The organism is Dysgonomonas gadei ATCC BAA-286 (genome assembly GCF_000213555.1).
Lineage (GTDB): Bacteria > Bacteroidota > Bacteroidia > Bacteroidales > Dysgonomonadaceae > Dysgonomonas > Dysgonomonas gadei.
In genome coordinates, this window is the sequence record NZ_GL891984.1 from 165449 (window position 1) to 191431 (window position 25983).

14 protein-coding genes are annotated in these 25983 nt (G+C 40.0%); 13 read left to right on the forward strand and 1 reads right to left on the reverse strand.

Annotation, left to right across the window (positions count from 1 at the left end):
* Positions 1–277: 277 nt before the first annotated feature.
* Entirely contained in the window at positions 278–1342 is a 1065-nt protein-coding gene (locus HMPREF9455_RS12135) for a hypothetical protein (protein ID WP_006799995.1), read from the reverse strand.
* 421 nt (positions 1343–1763) lie between these two features.
* Between HMPREF9455_RS12135 and HMPREF9455_RS12140 the strand changes: the two genes are divergently transcribed.
* The 13 genes from HMPREF9455_RS12140 (at position 1764) to HMPREF9455_RS12200 (ending at position 25966) form a co-directional block, all read left to right on the forward strand.
* Positions 1764–2765, forward strand: a complete 1002-nt coding sequence (locus HMPREF9455_RS12140) for a LacI family DNA-binding transcriptional regulator (RefSeq protein ID WP_006799996.1) — start codon at positions 1764–1766, stop codon at positions 2763–2765.
* 74 nt (positions 2766–2839) lie between these two features.
* A complete protein-coding gene (locus tag HMPREF9455_RS12145) occupies positions 2840–4087 on the forward strand; it encodes a sugar MFS transporter (protein ID WP_006799997.1) in 1248 nt (415 codons plus the stop codon).
* 36 nt (positions 4088–4123) lie between these two features.
* On the forward strand, positions 4124–5284 hold the full coding sequence (locus HMPREF9455_RS12150; protein ID WP_006799998.1) for a glycoside hydrolase family 172 protein: 1161 nt from the start codon (positions 4124–4126) through the stop codon (positions 5282–5284).
* Positions 5285–5510: 226 nt separating this feature from the next.
* Complete coding sequence (locus tag HMPREF9455_RS12155) at positions 5511–8090, forward strand: GH116 family glycosyl hydrolase (protein ID WP_006799999.1); 2580 nt, start codon at positions 5511–5513, stop codon at positions 8088–8090.
* Between the two features lie 4 nt (positions 8091–8094).
* On the forward strand, positions 8095–9345 hold the full coding sequence (locus HMPREF9455_RS12160) for a DUF6786 family protein (RefSeq protein ID WP_006800000.1): 1251 nt from the start codon (positions 8095–8097) through the stop codon (positions 9343–9345).
* Between the two features lie 27 nt (positions 9346–9372).
* Positions 9373–11469 carry a hypothetical protein gene (locus HMPREF9455_RS12165; protein ID WP_044216157.1) on the forward strand — a complete coding sequence of 699 codons (2097 nt, stop codon included), beginning with the start codon at positions 9373–9375 and terminating at the stop codon, positions 11467–11469.
* Between the two features lie 12 nt (positions 11470–11481).
* A complete protein-coding gene (locus tag HMPREF9455_RS12170) occupies positions 11482–13413 on the forward strand; it encodes a glycoside hydrolase family 172 protein (RefSeq protein WP_006800002.1) in 1932 nt (643 codons plus the stop codon).
* A 28-nt stretch (positions 13414–13441) separates the two neighbouring features.
* Positions 13442–15217: an L-fucose isomerase gene (locus HMPREF9455_RS12175; RefSeq protein ID WP_006800003.1), complete on the forward strand. Its 1776-nt coding sequence runs from the start codon at positions 13442–13444 to the stop codon at positions 15215–15217.
* A 107-nt stretch (positions 15218–15324) separates the two neighbouring features.
* On the forward strand, positions 15325–18519 hold the full coding sequence (locus HMPREF9455_RS12180; RefSeq protein WP_148401894.1) for a SusC/RagA family TonB-linked outer membrane protein: 3195 nt from the start codon (positions 15325–15327) through the stop codon (positions 18517–18519).
* A 12-nt stretch (positions 18520–18531) separates the two neighbouring features.
* Positions 18532–20289 carry a RagB/SusD family nutrient uptake outer membrane protein gene (locus tag HMPREF9455_RS12185; protein ID WP_006800005.1) on the forward strand — a complete coding sequence of 586 codons (1758 nt, stop codon included), beginning with the start codon at positions 18532–18534 and terminating at the stop codon, positions 20287–20289.
* A gap of 22 nt (positions 20290–20311) precedes the next feature.
* Positions 20312–20722 carry a DUF4945 domain-containing protein gene (locus HMPREF9455_RS12190; RefSeq protein ID WP_185095962.1) on the forward strand — a complete coding sequence of 137 codons (411 nt, stop codon included), beginning with the start codon at positions 20312–20314 and terminating at the stop codon, positions 20720–20722.
* Between the two features lie 201 nt (positions 20723–20923).
* Positions 20924–24031, forward strand: a complete 3108-nt coding sequence (locus tag HMPREF9455_RS12195; protein WP_006800007.1) for a SusC/RagA family TonB-linked outer membrane protein — start codon at positions 20924–20926, stop codon at positions 24029–24031.
* Positions 24032–24043: 12 nt separating this feature from the next.
* Entirely contained in the window at positions 24044–25966 is a 1923-nt protein-coding gene (locus HMPREF9455_RS12200; protein WP_006800008.1) for a RagB/SusD family nutrient uptake outer membrane protein, read from the forward strand.
* Positions 25967–25983 lie beyond the last annotated feature (17 nt).

A 25983-nucleotide genomic window follows, 5' to 3' on the forward strand; every position in this document is an offset into this window, starting at 1 on the left:
AGAGAAAACCATCATGTAAGCCTGATTGGTTAATGACAATAACAGTCTTGGTTAATAACATACTCATGCAAAACAATGCTTATACCACACGGTTTATCCGCAAGGGGAAAAAACTCCAGTTATTGCGTAGAGAGCGTATACGCACGATGGAAAGAAACAGGGAGAGAGATTAATTTTTTTGTCCCAATAATGGTGGACTTTTATTGAGATACCTATGAACATGAATATGCTGATGGTTATGATATACTGAATGGGGTATTGAAGATTCCAAATACGATTAATTGTCCTCGCGTACTTTTTTAATAAAGTCCAAAGGAGATTCAGGTGTAATACCAAATATATATCGGTTTCCATTTTTGAAAGGCTCCTTTATTTCAAAATTTTCAAATGAAATTCCTCCCGGAATTGGTGATTTACTTGCCCAGTACGTATAGCGCCCATTGACAATTCCTTGTGTTTCTTTACTCGGATTTGTACTTATCCAATATTGTGTAGCTACTTTTCCGGTATATTTCCAATGTTGATGTGTGCCTTCTGCATAAATAGCAGTAGAGGGGTCCTTCTCGTTTGGAGCTGCTATAAAGTAGGCAAATCCTTTAGCATCTTGTATCATGTCCTTTAATGGAAAGAAGGTGTGTGGAGTAAAAGCATCATCTGTGTAATAAGGCCATATGTCGGCAGAACTCTTTTCATATTTGTCGAGATACAGTGTCCTCAGGCGGGCCTTATTTCCCATAGTGGCGGTGAGAATAAAGTTATTCAGCTCAATTGAGTTTTCATAAGTATAGCTTGTCAGCTCAAATTCATAGGGGCGATTCTGAAAAAAACGCAACCGGACATATACTTTTGCCCCATTATCGAATGGCTCTGAAAAAATGTAGACGCTTAACGTTTCTATGCCATTCTCTTTTTCAATAATTCCTCTTGCCGGAAATATTTCATTACTGCCGGAGGTTTGATTTGCATTATCTGAACTCCAGAAGCGTTTACCTCTGATGTCGGGATCCCAACTACTCATCTCCAGTTCCGAGAGTCCCCGTTGTTCTTGTCCTGAAGGTACAGGCTCCATTGCTATAAAGTTTGTGACTACGTGTCGGTCATGGTTTAAATAGGGCGTGAAGATTCTAATTAGTCCTCTGGGCATAATGTTTAATTGGGGAATCGCGACAGAAAGGCCATTTGTGTGTCCCCATATTGCCATTGCCGGCCTTCCTTGACATGGTTGTATCCATATTTTGCCAGTATCGGGAGTTGCCAGATTTTCGAATTTAAGATTTGCAGGCTGTGTTTTTGATAATAATGGTAATAGGCAGAATAAAGCAATGTTAATTATATTCTTCATAATATTTCTAGTTTTAATAAAACGATTAACTTGAACAAATGTATAAAATAATTGAAAATAAATACGGGGGTGAGTATAATATTTTCGTTATAGACTATATGTAATTCAGGTTTAGAGTGATAGTTATTCTTATTTTTGGGATTTATTTTGTTGTTATATTGCTTGTATATAGTTGTTTGCGTGTTTATCGCGAGAGATATTTATTTCTTCTGTTTAATATTTAATGTATAGAAGTTATGGATTAAGCTACATGTTTATTTATTTTATAATTATGTTAAATGTTAAAATTTATAGTCCGTTAAAAAAAACAATAAATAAATTTGCTAAAACGATTTAATAATATTACGTTTGCATCATGGGTTGTTGTAATTAGTCTATTTAAGAGTGTAAAACCCGGTGGAATTGATTAGGATAATATACTATGGCTAGAGTTTCTATAAAAGATATTGCAGAAAAATTAGGAGTGTCCAGTGCTACGGTCTCTTTGGTCTTGAATGAAAAAGATAAAGACTCCCGTATTGGGAAAGAAGTCGCTGAGAAAGTTCGACAGACTGCAATTGAAATGAACTATAGGCCTAATATGGCTGCAAGAAGTTTGCGGACTGGGAAAACAAAAACCCTTGGTCTGATAGTTGCCGATATATCCAATCCTTTCTTTGCGAAACTGGCCAGGCATATTGAAAATATTGCGGAGGTAAAGGGGTATCAGGTTATGTTTGGTAGCTCTGATGAGTCAAGTGCTAAATTTGAGGGCCTTATTCATCTTTTTATAGAGAAAAATGTCGATGGTATAATTGTTGTGCCGCCTCAAGATAGTGAAAAAGCTATGATGGAACTTGTGAAGCGTAAGGTGCCGGTAGTTTCAGTGGACAGAGGTATCGAAGGTTTGCCCGTAAGTTCTATTCAGATTGATAATATAGGGGCTTCTTTTCAGTTGACTAATATTCTATTAGAGCAAGGTTGCAAGCGTATTGGTTTTATGGCTTATAATATTAACCTGCCAAATATAAAGAAGAGATATGAAGGCTATGCGAAAGCTTTAGAGATGAATGGTGTTCTTGTCGATAATGATCTTGTTCGTTCTGTTTCATTCGAGAATTTTGAAGAAAATGTAAAGCAGGCTATAGCTGCGCTAATGGCCAAAAAGGTTGATTCTGTTGTTTTTGCGACGAACAGGGTAGGGGTACAGTCGTTAATTGCCTTGAGGGAGTTTAAAAATTATCGCGATTTGAAGTATGTAAGTATAGATAATCCTGATGAGTATATTTTTGCAGATATAGATATTACTTGTATAGAGCAGCCTGTGAAGGAATTGGGGGAAAGGACTCTGGATATATTATTCAAATATATAGAGAATCCAAAATATAAGATTGTTGAAAGCGTGACACTACAAACAAATATCGTAGTCCCCGGGGAAAATTAATGAAAATAAAAAAAAAGATAATTTTTTTTTATTTTTAGTTAAACGTATAAGCACTTTTTATTAATAATACTATAATGGAAAAACACAAAAAAAAGAAATTATCATTGTTTGCCTCACCTGGCGGAGGGAGTTATTTAATCCCTTTTATTCTGGTTAGTAGTCTGTTTTTAATGTGGGGAATTGCTCATGGACTACTTGATGTTTTGAATAAGCATTTTCAGGAAGCGTTTACTATGACTAAGGCCCAATCGGGGTTTGTCCAATTTTCTACCTATATAGCATATGGTCTTATGAGTGTTCCCGCAGGGATGTTCATGCGTCGTTTTGGATATAAAAAGGGGATTATATTTGGCTTGTTGATTTACGCCGTGGGGTCCTTTTCTTTTCTTCCGGCGGCCTATCTTCATTCGGCTAATCCATTTTTTATAGCCCTGTTTGTCGTTGCATGCGGGTTGTGTTTTCTTGAAACAGCGGCAAATCCTTATTCAACAGTTTTAGGTCCTAAAGAGCGAGGTGCACAGCGGCTCAACTTGTCCCAGTCGCTAAATGGATTAGGCTGGATTCTTGGCCCACTTATTGGAGGTGCTCTTATTTTCGGTGCAGAAGAAGGGGATACCTTAGCTTTAACAAAGCCTTATATTCTGCTTGGTATTTGTACGCTCGTTATTACAGTATTGTTCTTTTTTGTCAAACTTCCGGATATACAGGAGTCCGACGACGAAGCTGTTCAGAAAGTTTCCGAAACCGGACATGATAAAACTCTGCCTTTGTTTCAACATCGGCATTTTGTGCTGGCGATAGCGGCCTTGGTCGCATATATGATGGCGCAATCGGGAATATTTGGTTTTTTTATCAATTATGTGATGGAGCAGGATCATAGCATAACAAAAATAGAGGCTACCCAATTGTTGTCATTCGGAGGCATGCTTTTATTTATGATTGGCAGACTGTCGGGGAGTTTTATTATGGCAAAATTCAAACCTCAGCATATTTTGTCTCTTTATGCATTAATGTGTACTATATCAATGGTTCTGGTTATTCTTTCTTTAGGAAAAATATCTTTATATGCCCTTTATATAAATTTCTTCTTCATGTCTATTATGTTTCCTACGATTTATGCATTGGGGCTTGTGAAAATGGGTGAGTACACAAAACGTGCTGCGTCATTCTTAACTATGGCCGTAGCAGGAGGAGCGTTTTCTCCGATTATAATGGGTGCGCTAGGTGAAGAAAATATGGCTATCGGTTTCTTTATCCCGCTCGCATGCTTCTTATTTATTTTATATTTTGGTCTGCATGGCTATAAACCGGTGAAAAATTAGACCGAACTTTCAATTATTATCTAAAAATAAAATACCATGAAAAAAATTTGTTTTCTAATTAGTCTTTTTTTTATAACGCAGCTTTTATTCTCGCAAGAAGGGTTTAACGGTCTTGGTGTGGATATGAGTAATCTGCATCGGCTATCTAATGCAAAAACACGTTCTATCAGTCCGGAAAATTTTACAGGAGAGAAGGGTAAAGGAGGAATGGCCGATCCGGCTATGCAGGGAGATAAACGAAATGTAGCGAATGCACACCATGCTGCCCGAGACCTCGGGCAAACATGGAAAGTTAATCCGTATGTCCATATAGCACCCGGCGAAACATTTACATTAGCTGAGATTGAAGGCCCTGGAGCAATCCAGCATATTTGGATGACACCTACAGGCAACTGGCGTTTTTCTATCCTGCGCTTTTATTGGGACGATGAAAAAGAACCATCGGTAGAATGTCCTGTCGGAGACTTTTTTGGCATGGGATGGGGTGTTTATGCTCCTCTAAATTCATTGGCCATATGCGTTAATCCGGGAAGTGCATTCAATTGTTACTGGACAATGCCTTTCCGTAAGAAATGTAAGATCACAATGGAAAATGTCAATCCGGAAGATGCAATGGTACTTTATTATCAAGTCGACTATACACTGACTGATGTTCCGGCTGATGCAGGATATTTCCACGCACAATTCCGTCGCACACATTATAATGAAACCTCAGATTATACAATGATTGACGGGGTTAAGGGAAAAGGACATTACGTGGGTACATATATGGCCCAGGGAGTACATAATAATGGATGGTGGGGTGAAGGAGAAATCAAATTCTTTATGGATGGAGATACTAAATATCCTACTATTTGTGGTACCGGCGCAGAAGATTATTTCTGTGGATCTTACAACTTTGACCGTGAAGGACAGTATAAAGAGTTTTGTACAGCTTATGCAGGATTACATCAGGTTATTCGTCCCGATGGGACTTACCGTTCGCAACAACGCTTCGGTATGTACAGATGGCATATAGCGGATCCTGTGCGTTTCGAAAAAGATCTCAAAATAACAATTCAAGATTTGGGTTGGAGAGTAGGCGGACGTTATTTGCCTCAAAAATCGGATATATCTTCAGTCGTTTTTTGGTATCAAGGTGAACCACATGCTAAATTCCCGAAATTCCCGGGTTGGCAGGATTTAGAGGTTAATTAATAATTTAGGTTATTTATCTAAAGGGGGATATCGGTCTTATTCTCCCCCTTTAGATTCTGTTCGGGAATATATTTATAAGATATTTCTTTGTCTCTCTTAAGATAATAAGTAAGAAAACGAAAACGTATAAGCCCTGAAGGCTTATTATAAACTACTCTCAATGTCTTTTGATACCTTATTATTATAAAGGTGTATTCGTCATCCTTAATTTAACGAGACTGTATCTATGAAAAAAGTACACCATAGCCTGTTATGTATGGCTGTGATTGGGCTGACATCTCTTATTTGCTGTACTCATAAAAGCAATAGGGAACAACCCCGGATCTATAATGAAAAATATACAGGAGATTATACAAACCGGATTGCCTTCCCGATAGGGGGAATGGGAACAGGGATGTTCTGTATCGAAGGAAGTGGCGCGATATCAAATATGTCGCTGCGGCACCGTCCAGAGGTTTTTCATGAACCTGCAATGTTTGCGGCGCTTCATATAAAAGATGTCAACAATACAACCAAAATCTTAGAAGGCCAGGTTCCTGACTGGAAAAAGTTCGGGATGCCACTCTCTGCTTTAGGAGGGGGTGGGACATGGGGACTGCCCCGTTATAAGGAAAATACTTTTACCGCTCGTTTCCCATTTGCCGAAATAGAGTTGAAAGACGATCAAATGCCTGTGGATATAAAGATAAACGCGTGGAATCCGTTTATCCCCACAGATGCTGATAACTCAAGTCTGCCGGTAGGGGGATTGGAATATGAATTCAAAAATACAGGAGATACTGTCATTGAAGCGATCTTTTCCTACAATACACGCAATTTTATGTATATAAACGGGAAAGGTACCTCTTGCATAAAATCACACGAGAATGGTTTCATTCTATATCAGTCCGGAACGGGGGATGAGTCTTTTCATCAGGGTGAGTTTGCTATATTTACTGATAATCCTGAAACTAAGGTAAATCATAACTGGTTCAGAGGAGGCTGGTTTGACCCACTGACTATTTGTTGGAATAATTTAGCTACAGGAATAATAGAAAGCAATCCGCCCGAATTAGAGGGAGCTACCGGAGCATCATTATTTGTTCCCGTGAAACTAGAACCCGGAGAAGTTAAAACAGTGAGACTCTATATGGCCTGGTATGTACCTTACTCTAATCTGCGCATAGGTGGAGATCCTAAATTCGGATCGGACTATCCAAATATCCCTGAATGCACAGATAGTACAACGAAATGCTATCCTTGTGATAATAAAGGGGATGGGAATTACCGTCCATGGTATAGTAATAAATTTGAAAACATAAAAGAAGTTTCTGCCTACTGGCTTAAAAACTATAATGATCTAAAATCAAAGACCAAACTATTTACAGAAGCTTTTTATAATAGTACGCTTCCTGCGGAAGTGATTGAAGCCGTCGCTGCTAATCTTACAATATTAAAATCTCCGACAGTCTTCCGTCAGTACGATGGACGTATGTGGAACTGGGAAGGGTGCGGAGATACCTGGGGTTCGTGTCATGGTTCCTGTACACATGTTTGGAATTATGCGCAGGCAGTGCCACATTTGTTTCCGGCAATGGAGCGTACATTGCGGGAAACGGAATATTACGTAGGCCAAAATAAGGAAGGCCATCAGGTATTCCGCAACAATTTGCCTATACGTCCTGTTATTCACGATTTCCATTCGGCAGCGGACGGACAGCTCGGTGGTATCATGAAGATCTATCGTGAATGGCGTATATCCGGCGATAATAACTGGCTCAAAGAAATATACCCTTTCGTAAAAGCAAGCATGGACTACTGTATCAAGACATGGGACTCTCGTGAAGTAGGGGCGATAGAAGAGCCTCATCATAATACCTATGATATCGAATTCTGGGGAGCTGATGGTATGATTACGAGTTTCTATACCGGAGCATTACAGGCGATGTGTTTGATGGGGGAATATTTGGGAGAAGATATTTCACGTTACGAAGCGCTGATGGACAAGAGTAAAATATATATGGAAACAAAGCTTTTCGATGGCGAATATTTTATTCAGAATATACAATGGAAAGGTTTGAATGCGGACGATCCGACCAAAGTACAGGCATTTAATTCGGGCTATTCGGATGAAGCCCTTAAAATATTAGAAGCAGAAGGCCCTAAATATCAATACGGCAAGGGCTGTTTGTCGGATGGTATATTAGGTTCATGGATGTCTCTTGTATGCGGAATGCCTGAGATAATAGATAAAACGAAAGTTACGAGTCACTTGAATGCTGTGCATAAATATAACCTGAAACATGATTTGCGCGAACATGCCAATCCTCAACGCCCAACATTTGCATTGGGCAACGAAGGTGGCCTGCTTCTCTGCTCCTGGCCAAAAGGAGGTAAACTTCAACTCCCGTTTGTATATAGTGATGAGGTATGGACAGGTATTGAATATCAGGTTGCTGCACATCTGATGTTCGAGGGCGAAGTAGAGAAAGGTTTGGAAATAGTGCGTACATGCCGTGACCGTTATAATGGAAAAATACGTAATCCTTTCAATGAGTATGAATGCGGAGCGTGGTATGCCCGTGCAATGGCGAGTTATGCTCTATTGGAAGGACTGACCGGTGTCCGCTACGATGCAGTAGATAAGACAATTTATTTCGACTCCCGCATTGGGAATGATTTTGTGTCTTTTCTCTCTACTAATACCGGATTTGCAAATGTGGGATTGAAAAATGGGAAGCCATTTGTAGAGGTTAAATACGGAGAAATCGATATTCAAGAGTGTCTGGTTTCGGGAAAACATCACCAAATAGATATAAAAAAATAATAATATGATTAAAATCAGTCAATTTATAGCCCTGATTTTGGCTTTAGGCCTATTGTTCAGTTGTGCTAATTCTAACAAGAAGGGAAAAGAAACCGTTATGGAAAATTATGAAAAAGGAACATTCGGATACGATCTGAATTATTTGTCTGGAAAAGACAGTTTGGTAATACTGAAAGGGGATAATGATGCTCAGGTAATCATCTCTCCCAAATATCAGGCAAAAGTATTTACCAGTACTGTTGATGGGCCAAATGGCAGGAGTATGGGTTTTATTGGTTATAAAGCTTTCGAACTGGCTGTTCCTGATGAACATATGAATGGCTATGGAGGCGAAAATCGTTTTTGGCTTGGGCCTGAAGGTGGAAAATACTCTGTCTATTTCGAAAAGGGAAAGGAGCAGATCTATGATAACTGGCATACACCTAAGCCTATTGATACAGAACCATGGGAATTGATTTCGGCTACAGAAAAGAAAGTTGTAATGAAGAAAGGGTTGGAGGTAAAGAACTTTCTTGGCACGCAATTTAAATTAGATGTAGACCGTACTGTCGAATTATTAGATGGAGAGCAAATAAAGTCCCTGCTGGGTATCCGGTTAACTGAGGAAGTAAAATATGTTGCATATAGTACCCGGAATATTATTACTAATAAGAATGATTTTGAATGGACTGAAGCTACAGGTACAATTTCTACATGGATATTGGATATGTTTATTCCGGCGCCAAAAGCTGTAACTATTATACCATTTAATAAGGGTGATGAAAAAACAATGGGTAAAATCGTGACCAGTGATTATTTCGGAGAAATTCCCACTGACAGATTAACTGTAAAAGAAGAGACTATCTACCTGAAGACAGATGGCGCTCAGCGGGGAAAATTGGGCTTGAATTCATTCAGGACGAAAGGTATTGCCGGGAATTATGATCCTGAATTGAATAGGTTGACTATCACTACTTTCGATGTGGAAAAAGGTGCTACTTATCTTAATCAGGAATGGAATCCTTCGAAAGATCCGCTTGTTGGGGATGCTATGAATGCATATAACGATGGGCCTCTTGAAGATGGCAGTATCATGGGGCCTTTCCTGGAAGTGGAGAGTTGCTCTCCGGCCGCTTTCCTCAAGCCAAATCAGTCTCAGACACATAATCATAATGTATTCCATTTTGTGGGAGATCCTGCTCTTTTAACAGAAATTGCAGAAAAGCTGCTTGGAGTTTCTATAGATGATATTACCAATGCATTTTCAATGAAATAATTATAAAAGGGGCACAATATATTAGGTATGAATAAACGAATATATTATTTGTTAGTAATTAGTTTCCTGTCTCTCTTTTCAAGTCTTCTTTTTCCGGTTAGGGTATTAGGTGAAGAGCTGTTAGAGATAAGAAAACTACCAAAAGAATTTCAGGCCGTAATTCACAGTATCAGGTTTGATCGTTTAGGTTCGATTAAACCGCAGCAGGAAATAAAGAACATAGACAAAGGCTTGGTTCATGTCAGGCTTATATTTGATTTGCCTGCCGAAATCAAGCAAGATGACTGGCAACTAACGATACAGCCTGCGTTTATCCCAGACTTTAATTGGGCCCCTCATATTACTCCCGGAGATATGAATATTATCGATCAGCATGTTTTTCGTAGTCCTGCTATGATAGTGACCGATAACAAGCAAGGATTGGCTGTAATACCGGATATCAATATTATGAAAAATGGCACTCCTACACGATGGTATATGGATATGATCGCTCCGGAAAATAAGCTTGTATTAGGTATGAGTGAAACACTTGTATCAGGACATGTTATCTATGAGCGCAAAGAAGGAGCTGTATATCCTAAAGGGAGGGTTGAATTCGGCTTTTATCTGATGAAATATGCGGATAAAGAAGATCTGGAAAATCCTTTTCGCAGACCGTTAAAGTTTTTCTGGACAAATTGGGGAGAGAAGCTGTATGAAGAAGGAAATCCTATAAAAGGAGATTTGGAGCCTTATGTTGATTACACTTATAACTGGGCATTTAATACATGGAAAGATGCCGTTTGGCAAGAATTTATGTTAGGTGATAAGAAAGTGGGTGCTCCGGTGTTTATCGTAAATACAACTCAAAGTCCTAATTACCCCGGCAAGGTAAACGAAAGGGAGTTTCTGTCGATATGGAATCAGGCATGGTTTAGTTCTTTGCGTTCGGCAAGTGGATTGTACCGTTATGCCCGTCGCAAAGGCAATAAGGGATTATTGAATAAGGCGTTACTCTCAAAAGAATTAGCTTTGGCCGCTCCTATGAAGGAAGGTTTTTTCTATGGTCTGATCGGTACAGAGATGGAAACAGTAGAAACTGAAGGGAAACAATATAACCGTTCGAAGGGCTGGGATACTTATTATTGGGGAAACTCCAATAGAAATCCATACACCTGGGATGCCCGGAAATCTCCTTTTCATATTCTGGATATGAGTTGGACTGCTATCCTGATGCTGCGTTGGTATGAAGAATTAGAAAAAGATGAACGGTTACTGGAATATGCCCGGAAATACGCAGACGCCTTATTACAAAAACAGGATGCAAAAGGCTTCTTCCCAGGATGGCTCGATCTGGATACTTTGGAACCGATGGAATATCTTAACGATTCGCCAGAGACATCGATGAGCGTTACTTTCTTGCTCAAGCTGTACGAGTTAACTAAAAATGAAAAATACCGTTCATCTGCATTAAGAGCGATAGATGCTGTATGTAAGGAAATTGTGCCTGTCGGACGTTGGGAGGATTTTGAGACTTACTGGTCATGTTGCCGTCTGGGAACACCGGAGTGGATAGGAAAGAAAATAGAGAGGAACAATATGTACAAACAATGTAACTTTTCTATTTTCTGGACAGCGGAAGCTCTTCTCGATAGCTATAGAATAACTAAGAATAAGGAATATCTCAAACTGGGTCAGCGTACACTAGATGAAATGCTTATGACACAAACCGTATGGCAACCTCCCTATATTTATGTAAATGCAGTAGGTGGATTTGGTGTAATGAATGCTGACGGGGAATGGAATGATTCTCGTCAAAGCCTTTTTGCCGAAACGATTCTTCAATATGGAAAACTGCTGAATAAAAAAGAATACAATGAGCGGGGTTTATCCGCAATCCGGGCTTCATTCTCAATGATGTATTGTCCTGAGAATCCTTTAGCCAAAGAGCAGTGGGAAAGAGTCTGGCCATTCTTCAATGAAAAAGACTATGGCTTTACGATGGAGAATTATGGGCATGACGGCCGGACAAGTAAGGATGGAATAGGCATAGGAGAATTCACTATTTATGATTGGGGTAATGGGGCTGCTGCTGAGGCATATAATCGCATTCGTGATAAATTTGGCATTGAGATATTCAGATAATATATACTAAATATGAAAAAATTAATTTTTATTATTTTCGGATTTTTACTTGTTTTTTCTGCTTATTCGCAAAATAAGAAAAATGCAGGTGGCATTACCTTGATCAGTGAATTGGAGCAGTTATACAATCTTGCATTATTGCCACAATACCGGACCGGTATAATTGAACAAGAATCAAGTTATGACCGTACGGGGAATAATGATGATGGTTTTTCGGGAAAATATTCCTATCTACGCAAGGAAAACGGGAATCTGGTTTTAGCCGATTACAAGGGACCCGGCGTTATAAATCGTATTTGGACGCCCACACCGACTACAGATACAATACAATTCTATATTGATGGCGAAAAAACGCCACGTATCAGTATTCCTTTTATAGACTTATTTTCAGGAAAGATCTTTCCTTTTGTTAATCCTGTTTGCGGAAATGAAATAGGAGGGTACTATTGTTATGTACCTATTCAATTTACAAAATCATGTAAAATAGTATTTTGCGGTGAAAAGATCATGTTTCATCAGATACAATACCGTCCTTATCCGGAGAATACGCAAACAGAGTCTTTCAATATGATATGGAATACAGAGCAAAAAGAGGCTCTGAACACGGCTTGTAATTCTTGGCTCCGTCAAGTTAAACCTTTAACTAACTTGGACAAAGCAGAGCAGTTGGTAGAGACAAAGGAATTTTTTATTGCTCCGGGAGAAACTTTTCCTTTTTTCTCAGCCAATGAAGGAGGACGTATATCTGGTATTGAATTGGATTTTGGCCCGGCTCTGGAAGGTAAATATAAAGATATTATATTGAAGGCGCAGTGGGATGATGATGAGTCCCCTGCCATTTACAGTCCCGCCGCCGATTTCTTTGGCTACGCATACGGAAAGCCAGCCATGCAAAGTCTTTTACTGGGCTCTTTTCAGTCAATCAACTATTCATATATCCCTATGCCGTACAGTAAAAAAGCGAGGCTGAGCCTTGTATATGAAAAAAGGCAGGATATAAATCAATCGAAGGTAGAAGTAAAAGCCAGGGTATTTTATACAAAGGACGCGCAGAACCCCGAAAAAGAAGGTCGCCTGTATAGTATCTGGCGCCGGGAGATCAACCCAAAGGAATTCGAACCCTATTTATTCGCAGACATCAAAGATCGGGGGCATTATATAGGGATCATACATATTGCTCAGGCCTTACGCCCGGGTATGACTCTGTTTTTCGAAGGAGATGATTCTACTGTGGTCGATAGTAAATTGAGGATGCATGGTACAGGGTCGGAAGATTACTACAATGGAGGGTGGTATGCTTTACTCGATAGATGGGATCGGGGTGTGAGTTTGCCTATACATGGCTCTCTCGATTATTCCTTGCCAATGTCACGCACCGGAGGATATCGCTTTTTTATAACGGATAAGGTTACATTCGATAAGAACCTTCTGGTTACGATCGAACATGGACCTGAGCAAAACAGATTTCCTGTCGATTATACATCTCTGGCATTCTATTACGGATCAAAACCTGTTGAGTGTAGTATGTTACCGACCGAAGAACTGCGTACAGTCTATGAGCCTTCTACACATATTTTTTATCCACAGTTAATGAATCTGTCGATTGGTCATGGACTGAAAGTTGAAAACAAAGATCGTTTGATTGCCGATACAGAAAATGAAGGTATGGTGCGCATTATGCTCGATGAAGTGCCAGAAGGTGTCTATAAAATTAAGCTGACCTATTATAAAACTCCCGATGGAGGGGCTTTTGAAGTCTGGAACAGGCAAAAGCAGATAAAATCGTGGGAAGATGTGTACAGTAAGACTGAAGAAAAAATGGAGAATGCAGAGTTAGGGATATTCACCCTCACCAGACATACAAATTCTATTTCAATTAAAGTGAAAAAAACAGAGAAGGGATCGAAATTTCACTTCGATATTCTGACCCTTGAGAAACAATAAAGAAAAAGTAATATTAAAAAAGTAAAAAATGAAAAAAACGAACTATCCAAAAATTGGGATTCGCCCTATTATTGATGGGCGCAGGAGAGGTATCCGTGAGTCTTTAGAAGATACAGTGATGAATATGGCAAAAAGGGTTGCTGAATTTTATAGCACGAATCTTCGCTATCCAGATGGATCACCTGTGCAATGCATTATCGCGGATACATGTATCGGCGGTGTTAAAGAAGCGGCTGACTGTGCAGAGAAATTTGAAAGGGAAAATGTTGGAGTTTCCCTCTCCGTAACAGCATGCTGGTGTTATGGATCAGAAACAATAGATATGAACCCTTTGATACCAAAAGCAATATGGGGCTTTAACGGCACTGAGCGTCCGGGTGCCGTATATCTGGCTGCTGCTCTTGCCGCACATACGCAAAAAGGCCTCCCTACTTTCGGAATTTACGGACGCGATGTTCAGGATATGGGTGATCCAGTAATACCTGAAGATGTTCAGGAAAAATTGTTACGTTTTGCCAAAGCAGGCCTTGCAGTAGCCATCATGCGGGGGAAATCTTATTTGGCTATCGGATCTGTCTCGATGGGGATAGGTGGATCTATCGTAAACCCTGATTTTCTTCAGGAATATCTGGGTATGCGTACCGAATATGTAGATTGTTCCGAAGTGCTTCGGAGGATTCAGCAGGAGATATATGATAAAGATGAATTTGAAAAAGCACTGGCCTGGACCAAGAAAAACTGTGTTGTGAATGAATTACCGGATCATAATCCTGAAACAATCCGGCGTTCACGTGAGCAGAAAGACCAAGACTGGGAATTTGTAGTGAAGATGACTTTAATCATGCGCGATCTGATGATAGGCAATGATAAGTTATGGGATATGGGATTTGGAGAAGAAGCAATGGGGCACAACGCTATTGCCGGAGGATTCCAGGGACAGCGCCAGTGGACAGATTTTCTTCCGAACGGTGATTTTTCTGAAGCAATTCTTAATACATCTTTTGACTGGAATGGCATACGGGAACCTTTTACATTTGCGACAGAGGATGATCATCTGAACGGGATATCAATGTTATTTGGTAAATTATTAACAAATACGGCTCAGATATTTGCAGATGTAAGAACATATTGGAGTCCTGCAGCTCTGGAAAGGGTTACAGGCTGGAAACCGGACGGCCTGTTGGAGAATGGGGCTATCCACCTCATCAATTCCGGAGCATGTACTTTGGATGCTACAGGAGAGCAAACCAAATATGGTAAACCTGTAATGAAACCTTTCTGGGAAATAGACGAAGAGGAAGTAAACGCTATGCTTAAAGCGACAAAGTGGGGGCCTTCTTCCTTAGAATATTTCCGTGGAGGTGGTTATTCTTCCAAGCTTTTGTCAAAAGCCGGAATGCCTGTTACAATGTGCCGCATTAATCTGGTGAAAGGACAAGGGCCTGTTATTCAGATAGCAGAAGGATGGACAGCTACATTCCCGGAAGAAATATTTAATGTTATTGATCAGCGTACAGATAAAACCTGGCCGTCTACATTCTTTGTGCCCAGACTTACCGGACAAGGCCATTTTAAAGATGTGTACTCTGTTATGAATTATTGGGGAGCCAATCATGGAGCTATCAGTTACGGGCATATCGGAGCAGATCTGATTTCACTTGCTTCCATGTGTTCTATCCCTGTCTGTATGCATAATGTGGATGAGGATAAGATATTCCGTCCATCGGCATGGAGTGCCTTTGGTTCTGATCCCGAGGGTTCTGATTATAGGGCATGTAATACATATGGCCCGATCTATAAATAGAAGGTTGATATAAAAACAGGAAGAGTTTTGTCCTAAACTCTTCCTGTTTATAATCTTTAAAATCAATAATAAGATTTTTTACACTGTTTCACCTTAAACTAAAAATTATGAAAAAGGAACTGCTATGTAATCTCAGAATTATATTGTTTCTAAAACTATGGAAAAACATGTATCGAAAGACACTTATTCTAATGCTTATGATTTTCGCATCAGTTGGCCTGTTTGCGGTAAATGGTACTGATGAAACATCCCCAAAAAGAATAGTTACAGGTACAGTATTTGAAATTGAAACCGGAGAGACTCTCCCCGGAGTGAGTGTCTTTATTAAGAACACACAAAAAGGTACAATGACTGATACTAATGGAAAGTATACATTGGAAGTAGATTCAGAAAGTGCTATTCTTGTTTTTAACTTTATTGGAAAAAAAACGATTGAAGTTGTAGTCGGGAATCAGAGCACGATTAATGTAAATATGGAAAACGATGCTACCATGTTACAAGAAGTGATTTATACCGGTTATATGACCCAGAAGAAGGCCGATCTGACGGGATCACTATCTATTGCCAATGCTGCCGATTTAGCAAAAAATCCGTCAGCAAATGCAATGAAATCACTGCAAGGGAAGCTTTCAGGAGTATATATTACTACTAACGGAGGTGACCCGGCAGAGGGAGTTAATATACAAATCAGGGGGCTTTCGTCTTTGTCGGGAGGGATTAAACCGTTGATAGTATTAGATGGAATGCCTACCGAAAACCTGAATCTTCGTGATATAAATTCAGGGGACATTGAGTCTATTCAAGTCCTGAAGGATGCGGCTTCTGCAAGTATATACGGAGCCAGGGCTTCGGGAGGAGTCGTGTTGGTTCAGACTAAAAAGGGAGTAGCCGGAACAACCAAGGTTGAATATAATGGAAGTGTTTCTTTTAATACCGTATTGAATAAGCCGAAACTGATGAATGCTGAACAATACGGGATTGCGACTTTCAGAGCACAGGCATATGACGAAGAGATATATGGGATGGCGATGTCATTACCATCTACCTACGATTTCACGTGGCATAGAGATGCTAACGGAAGAGCTATACTGGATGCGGCACGACCGGCTGAATGGCTTAACGCCGACAAAACGGTAAGAGGCTCTGATACGAATTGGATGGATGAGGTTCTCAGGACAGCAATAATGACTAATCATCAATTAACGGTTTCCAGTGGATCGGATAAATCGAGAAGTTTATTCTCGTTAGGTTATTATGATAATCAGGGAACACAAATTCATACATATTTCAGGCAATACTCGATACGTGTCAATACTGAATATAACCTGATAAATAACCGGTTGAAGCTGGGAGAAAATCTTGCTGTATCCTATTTGCAGTACAGAGATGGCAACGAGATGCGCTGGGCTATGATTATGCCTCCGGCGGTTCCTGTTTATGACGTCAATGGAGGATGGGCAGGAGCAGCTGGTTTTGATGACTTTACAAACCCTGTACGTGTATTGACAAATAATAAAGACAATACTAATAATTATGTAAAAGTGATAGGGAATGTTTTTCTGGACCTTGATATTTGGAAGGGGATATCTGCCCGCACACAGTTTGGTGTCGATTACGGGAATGCATATAACAGGACTCTGGATCGTGCCTGGTCCGAAAACGGAGGCCGGAATAGTGACGGCGAAAACTATGTAGGAAGCAGCCAGTCTCATCCGCTTAGTTATGTTTGGACTAATACTATGTCATATAATATGAATAAAGGGAAACATAGTCTTGATGCCGTATTTGGAGTAGAGTTGACAAGGTTTGTACAAGAAGGGTTTTCGGCGAGAAGAGAAGGGGTTTATCTTGAAGACCGTGACTTCGCTCACTTAGGAATAACTACCGGCTCAAAATATTCTCTTGGAAGTTCTGCCGATGAGTATACATATTTCTCCGTATTTGGAAAAGCCAATTACGTTTATGACACAAAGTATCTGTTTTCAGCCACATTGCGTCGGGATGGTTCTTCACTTTTCGGTGCAAATAATCGATATGCTACATTCCCGGCATTCTCGGCAGGATGGCGAATCAATAACGAACCTTTTATGGCGGACTTTAACTTTATATCTGATCTTAAGTTGCGTGCCAGCTGGGGTGCAAACGGTAGTGTACAAGGTTTACCCAGAGGTTATACATCCACTCCGTTCACAACCGATTATTTCGGGACATCTTATCCTATAGAAGGAAACGAGACCGGACCTTTATATTCGGGTTATAGGAGAACCTGGTTGGGTAATCCCAATCTTAAATGGGAAACGACAACACAAACCGATTTGGCTGTGGATTTCGGATTCCTTGATCAACGGATAAACGGCTCGTTAGGATATTATTATAAGAGGACATCAGATATATTAGTTCAAACACCTTACATTGCAGCCATGGGTGAAGGTGGCGAACCTTGGATTAATGGTGCTGATATGAATAATAAAGGGATAGAATTTTCCATTAGTTACAGCAATGATCCTAAATCTGCATTTCAGTACACTATCTCGGCCAATATAGGAACCTATAAAACAAAGATCATAGATCTTCCGCAAGATGTAATTAATAAATATCCTGGCGATGGAGTTCTTGACCTTGTTACCGGAAGAACACCTAATATCCTTTACGGCTTAGTTGCTGATGGTATATTTAAGACACAGGAGGAAGTCGATAACCATGCCGAACAGAAAGGAAAGGCTGTAGGTCGTATTCGCTACAAAGATCTCGATGGAAATGGAGTAGTAGACGAAGTATATGACAGAACATATATCGGAGTTACAGATCCCGATTTCTTCGGAGGGATTACATTTGACCTTAAGTACCGCAATTTTGATATGAATATATTCTTCCAGGGCGTTTATGGCAATAAAGTAAATAATATCTGGAAACAAGAATCCGACTTATGGAATATAACTGTACCGGCTCATAAAAATCATCCTGAGAGAATCTTAGGTGCCTGGTCTTTCGATAACCCTAATTCAGATATCCCTGCTATATCTAATTCGACACAAAATGCAGAACACCGTTTCTCGAGCTATTTTGTAGAGGATGGGTCTTACCTCAAACTAAGGAATATAGAACTAGGGTATACGCTCCCAAAGAAAATATCAGGTAAGATGTTGATGCAGAACCTAAGAATATATACTTCGGCACGAAATGTCTTAACCCTTAAGAAAGGGTGGGGTAAAGATAAATATACAAGTTTCGATCCGGAGATGCCTGGTTATGGTTATTTGACTCCATTCTCATTAACATTTGGACTTAATGTTACATTCTAAATCTTAGTATCTATGAAAAAGTTTAAATTAATAATATTCGTTTTGGCCTTCTTTTTTACGGCAAATAGTTGTTCCGATTTTTTAGATGTCGCTCCTAAACAAGTATTAGATGAATCGTTGCTTACGAAACCTGAAGATATGGAAGGCTTTGTAACGGCAGCATATGCAAGAATGACAGATATACCGTCGTGGGATTCACCTTTTGCCCCCTGGTGGTCGGGTTCATTACGTTCCGACGATTCTTATAAAGGTGGAGGAGGTACATGGGATGGAGATGGCTGGCATTTTATGGAAACCTTTGTCGGCCTAACTCCAAATGGATGGCCTCTCGATTATCCATGGTATGTATCATATCAGGTAATACAGAGATGTAATACTGCTTTGCAAAGACTGGAAACAATCACAGAAGATGAATTTCCCGCCAAGAATGCCAGAATGGGAGAAATGAAGTTTATACGGACTTTTACGCTTTATCGTATTAAGCTGTTTTGGAAATATGTGCCTTATATTGATGAAACGGTTGTTGGAACTTCCTCTGCTTTTGAATCGGTACCGAACAGGGAAAAAGATATGCCAAACGATCTGTACTTGTGGGAAAAACTGTTGAACGATTTTAAAGACGCGGAAAACCTTCTGCCCGAAAGCCAGATGGATAAAGGGCGCATAACAAAGAATGCAGCAACGGCAATGGTTGCCCGGGTATTGCTTTCTATGGCTTATGAGCAGGATGAAAGACACCGTGTAACAACCATCAATAAAGACAGATTAACAGAAGCTCTGGTGTATCTCAATAAGTTGACCGAGCAGGAAGGTAAAGCCGTTGGATTGTGCAATGATTTTGGCGATAATTTTGATATCGCTTTTGATAATAATACGAAAGAATCTATATGGGAAATACAATATTCGATCGATGACGGTAGCTCTACCGGAGGCAAAATAAACAGAAGCGAAGGATTGAATCATCCATGGCAATGGGCCGGATTTCAGTGCTGTGGTTTTCACCATGTGAGTTATACAATGGGAAATGCTTTCAAAACCGGAGCAGACGGATTGCCAATGTTCGATACTTACAATGTCGGTAGCTATGCTGATGGGGATAGCGAATTTTTCGGTAAAAATACATTCGACCCTCGTTTTAGTCATACAGCGGCTGTTCCCGGACAACCCTATAAATATGACCCATTTTTGATCTTCGAACAAAAAGCGATTCGTAACCCGGCTGAATATGGATATCTGAAATCAATAAAGGAACTGGTACATCCTAATTGTAATTGCTTGTTGTATGACGGCTGGCAGTTCAATTCGATGAATAAACGGATGATTCGTTACGATGAAGTATTGCTATGGAAAGCCGAAGCTCTCATACAGTTGGATAGATGGGATGAAGCCTTGCCATTAATCAACAAAATTCGGGAGCGTGCGGCAAAAAGTACTATCCGTTTGAGGAAAGCAGATGGCTCACCCATATTGAATTACAAATGTGAAACATATAAGCCCGGAACCAATTGTACTTGGACAAAAGATTTTGCGATGAAAGCATTACAATGGGAGAACCGTTTGGAAATGGCTTGTGAAGGGCGCCGGTTCTTCGATTTGCAGCGGTGGGGGATTTTGGAAAAAACGATGAATGATTATTTTGCTGTTGAGAAAAATAGATTTTCCTGGATGGATAATGCGCGCTTTACAGCGGGTAGAGATGAGTATTTCCCAATTCCATTACCTCAAATGAAATGGGCGAAAGGTAATTATACACAGAATCCGGGGTATTAATATTGAATATAAAGATATAATTATGAAAAATATAGCTAGAATGCTGATCATAGCACTTACCATTGTTTCATTTACAAGTTGTTATGATAGAGATGTCATTGATTATAAAGAATTCGATCATTCTTTACCTGAGATTGAAAATTTGAGTTATACAAAGCAGAATAATCTTGTCAAATTATCATGGCAGATTCCTGCAAATATATCGGATGATTTCAGACGGCCATTGGAAGTCAGTATCCAGGTAGTAGAGAATAATATTTACAGAGAAATAGTTATAGTCGAAAATGAAGGAACATCTCGTGATATAACAATCGATACAAGCAAAAAATATCGGTTTGTTGTGAAACTACTGGGTTATCTGACCAACGAAGCAAAAGAAGAGGGTAAAACAGACAGGGTTTATTCGGAAGGGCAGGTTATTCATATTGAATGAGTGTATAGGAATACCTGAGGATTTGATGATTCTATCGGGTATTGGTCTTTTTCTGTGTAAGACTTGCTTATAGAATATGAATTCTAGTCTGAGACCTGAAAAGCAAAATCTAAGAAACGAAATTTACCAATATCCGGTACGATAAAAAATGATCTTATTAAATATTATATATGAGACACTTATGCTAAAATTAACATTATTATGAGACACATAAAACGAAAAAAAAATGGAAAATATTTCCTGCTGTCGATGTGTTGTTTCCTAAACCTAGTTTTTGCTTTTGCTCAGTCAGGGAGAGTAATAACAGGACGTGTGAGCGATTCTAAAGGAGAGTTGTTGGCCGGAGTAGTAGTTACGGAAGTTGGCACTACAAATGGAGTGATCACAGATGAGAATGGAACTTATTCCATTGGTACAAAATCAAGCAGTGCTGTACTGAGATTTACATGTATTGGTTTTAAAGAGAAAGTAGAAGAAATAGGGAACAGAAAGGTTATTGATGTTGCCTTAGATGAAGATGTCGCTTTCTTGGATGAAGTAGTAGTAGTCGGATTCGGTTCTCAGAAGAAAGCGTCAGTTGTTGGAGCTATTAGTACTGTTGAGCCTCAGTCGTTACTTACAGCTCCTGTTCGTTCGGTCAGTAATAATCTTGCAGGGAAGCTAGCCGGGGTAATTGCTGTACAAAGAAGTGGCAATCCTTGGTTTAACGATTCTGATTTTTGGATTAGAGGTATGAGTTCCTTTGGAAATTCTAAGCCTTTAGTATTGATAGATGGAATTGAGCGCTCCTTACATGATATGGATCCGAATGAAATCGAATCATTTTCTGTATTAAAAGATGCTGCGGCCAGTGCCGTATATGGAGTAAGAGGTGCTAATGGTGTGATAATGATTACCACAAAACGAGGTAAAATAGGGGCCCCGAAAGTAAGCGCCCGCATAGAACAGGCATATACTAAACCAACGAAACTTCCGAAATATATAGGTTCTGTGAAGTATCTGGAATTGATGAACGATGTCTATCTGGACGCATATCCTAATCAGTCTCCGCTCTTCAACAACGCAACAATCGAGAATTACAGGAATCAAACAGATCCCGAGCTATATCCCGATATCAACTGGTGGGATGTTGTAGCAAAGGACTTTGCAAGTAGTACTACTGCCAATTTAGATATCAACGGGGGGAGTGATATATTACGTTATGCTCTAACATTAGGACTTTATGATGAGAGTGGAATTATAGAGAGAGATAAAAATCAGGCATGGGACTCTTCTCTGAAGGTTCGACGCTATAATGTCCGTTCAAATGTAGATGTTAACCTGACTAAAACAACATTATTTCGTTTCAATCTGGGAGGGCATCTGATCGCCCGTAACTCTCCTCCGGGATGGAATGAAACAGATGTGGGTATTTTCTACCAGGCTTCGAGGATTCCTCCATATGTTCACCCACCCGTTTATTCAACTGGGGAAATACCTCGGGTATACGCAAGGGAAAATCCGTGGGCTTGGGCTACACAACGAGGATATGAAACTTTGAACCGCCATAAAATTGAATCTTTGGCATCCGTTGAGCAAGATCTGAAATTTATCACTCCCGGCTTAAGCGCAAAATTGAGCTTTTCTTTCGACAGATATTCGGGCTCTTATAAGGTTAGGGGGAAAAATCCTGATTATTATACACCTGCTACGGAAAGAGATGCTAATGGAAATTTAGCGTTGTCTATATATACTTATGGCCAGCAATTTCTGGGTTATGATGTCGGTTCCGAATGGGGTGAACAAAGTATCTATATGGAAGGTGCAATCAACTATGAAAGAACTTTTGACAAAAAACATGCGGTGAATTCCATGCTTCTATATAATCAGAGGGAACTCGAAAGAGGAACTGAATATTGGGACCGTTTGCCTTACCGTACTCAGGGATTTGCCGGAAGATTCTCATATACTTACGATACACGCTATATTGCAGAGTTCAACTTTGGATACAATGGCTCGGAAAACTTTGCCAAAGGTAATCGTTTCGGATTTTTTCCATCGGTTTCTTTAGGCTGGATCATTTCTCAGGAGAGCTTTATGGAAGGTCTGGTAAACACTATTTCCAATCTGAAACTTAGAGGGTCTTGGGGTGAAGTAGGTAATAGCATACTTGGTGTAAATATCTGGGATAACAGGTTTGCGTATCTTTCAACAATCAACGAAAGTTACGGATGGTATACTTTTGGCACAGATAGTAATTTCCATCGTGTCGGGAAAGCAGAAGGGAATGCCGAAAATACTGCGCTAACATGGGAAACATCGACCAAGACGAACTTAGGCTTAGAGGTGGGCTTATGGGGCAATTCAGTAAACCTGACTGCGGATGTTTTCATGGATAAGCGCAGGGATATCTTTATGCAAAGGCGGACAGTTCCGGGTTCGGCCGGATTTATGCAAACTCCTTATGCCAATTTTGGCAAAGTAGAAAATAAAGGGTTTGAACTGTCTCTGAATGCAAATAAAAAATTGTCTGACGACTGGCATATTTCGGCAATGGCAAATTATACTTTTGCCAGAAACAAAATTATTGAGAAAGATGAACCTGCTGCTGTAATAGGAACTAACAGGGCTGAAACGGGACATCCTATCAACCAGATATTCGGACTTGTCTCAGAGGGGCTTTTTACTGAAGATGATTTTGACACCAATGGCAATTTAAAGCCGGAAATACCTGCTCATACGTTTGGTACAGTCCGCCCGGGTGATATCAAGTATAAAGATGTAAACGGTGATAATTCGATCGATGCAAGAGACCGGACAGCCATTGGGGGAACCTTTAATCCGGAAATTGTATACGGCTTTGGTGTCAATATAAAATATAAGGCTATAGATTTTGGCTTTTTTTTCCAGGGTACAGCTAATACATACCAAATGCTTGGCGGAGAGAACTGGTTACCCGGAACCGCTTTAGGTGCAACAGGGAATATCTTCACTAATATCGATGATCGCTGGACAAAGGAGAATCCGAATCAGAACGTATTCTGGCCAAGATTGACTTATGGTGCGAATACTAATAATGAACAGGCATCTACTTGGTGGTTAAGAGATATGAGCTTCTTGCGTTTGAGGACTTTGGAGGTTGGTTATACACTGCCTCAGGTATGGACGAGATCGGTAGGTGTAGAAAATTTGCGTTTTTTTGCGAGAGGGTCTAATATCCTTACTTTCTCTAAATTTAAACTATGGGATCCGGAACTGGCCACAACCGATGGGCTTAAGTATCCTATGACTCAGTCAATATCATTTGGATTAAGTGTTAATTTCCAATAAATAATGATGAATATGAAAAATATAAAATATTTAATACTGGTCCTTATTTCTTCATTACTAATAATTGGTACAACAGGATGCTCCGATTTTCTGGATAAGAAACCTGATGACTATCTGACGATGGAGATGATTTTTTCTGATAAGATCAGAACTGAAGACTGGTTGGCGGGTGTATATTCAGGTGTTCCTAATCCAATGTGGGGATACTTTAAAGAGCAGGGGTGGAATATAATGTCAGATGATATGACTATTCCTTCAGAGTGGCAGCCTTTTGGATGGAAGAATGTATATGCATATACTGTCGGGGATTGGAATCCGGAATCGGCCTGGAATCCCTATTATTGGGTAACTTTTCCTCAGAAGATACGCAGTGCATTGATATTTATAGAAAATGCTCGGCCAAATCAGGCGCAGGGTATGAGCGAAGAATATGTTACTAGAATGAAATATGAAGCCCGCTTTCTGATTGCGTATTACTATGCGTTAATGTTGGAGATATACGGTCCGATCCCGTTCAAGCCCGGAGTTATAGAATCAGTGGATGCACCTGAGTCGGAACTGATGATCACTCAGACTCCATATGATGATATTGTAAACTGGATAGATAATGAATTGATAGAGGTGGCCAAACATCTGCCTGCAGTTTATCCTCAAGAAACTGATTGGGGTAGAGCAACTTCCGTAATGTGCCATGCAGTGAGAGCACGTATGCTTCTTTTTGCAGCAAGCCCTTTATTTAACGGAAATCCGGACCTTAAAGACTGGAAGAATAATGATGGTGTCAATTTATTTAAACCTACAGCAGAGACTGGTAAGTGGGCACGTGCTGCAACAGCCCATAAAGAGTTGATCGACCTGGCGCATGCAAACGCCTATCAGTTATATAAGGAATATAATAACGATGGTACGATAGATCCTTTTATGTCATATTATAATATGTCTCTGAAAAAGTTTTCGGAAGGTAACAAAGAGATTATATTTGGTAGGACATGGGATCCGGGCCGAGATTATTATGAAGGTTTGGGCAGTTGGCAGGCACATCATCTGCCAAAAGGAATAAACGGAAATGCAGGGATGGGTGTTACTCAGGAACTGGTAGATGCTTTTTATATGAAAAACGGCACGAGCCCTATACTGGGATACGATGCAAATAATATGCCAATTATTAATACTGCATCCGGATATTCCGAAAATGGATTTTCTACGGTAGGAGAAATAAGAAATACAAATTGGATAGGAGCATCAGGTCCGGACAATGTACACGGACAGGTGACACTCCCAGGTACATTTAACATGTATTGTAATAGAGAAGCGCGTTTCTATGTATCGGTTATATATAATGAGGCGTGGCTTGGAGTAGATAACAGACGCGTTGAGTTTTACCAGAATGGAGGACGGGATACAGGAAATACCTTCGATGCTCCGCAAAATGGTTATAATGTAAGGAAGAGGATTAGTCTCGAAGTTTTCCCCAGGACTCCGACCCATCCGTATCAGCCTGGTATTCTTTACCGTTTGGCAGAAGCATACCTGGGTTATGCCGAAGCCCTGAATGAATCCGACCCGGGTAATGCGGATATTTTAAAATACATTAATTATGTGAGGCAGAGAGCCGGGATTCCGGATGTAACATCTGGTTCTCAGGATGAAATCCGTAAGCTGATTCAAAAAGAAAGGCGGGTTGAGTTTAACTGTGAAGGTATCCGCTTCCACGATGTACGCCGATGGAAACTTGCAGAAACCGAGCTTAATCGCCCGTATTACGGGATGAACTTTAAAGGATCTGCGAAAAGTGATGATATCAATAATCCGGATGCATTTTATAAACGTACTTTTTACAAAAATCGTAAATTTTACAAGAAGATGTATCTATGGCCTGTGCCGCAAGCCCAAATTGATATTAATCCTAAACTGATTCAGGCTCCCGGTTATTAATTTCAAACAGGAGAACA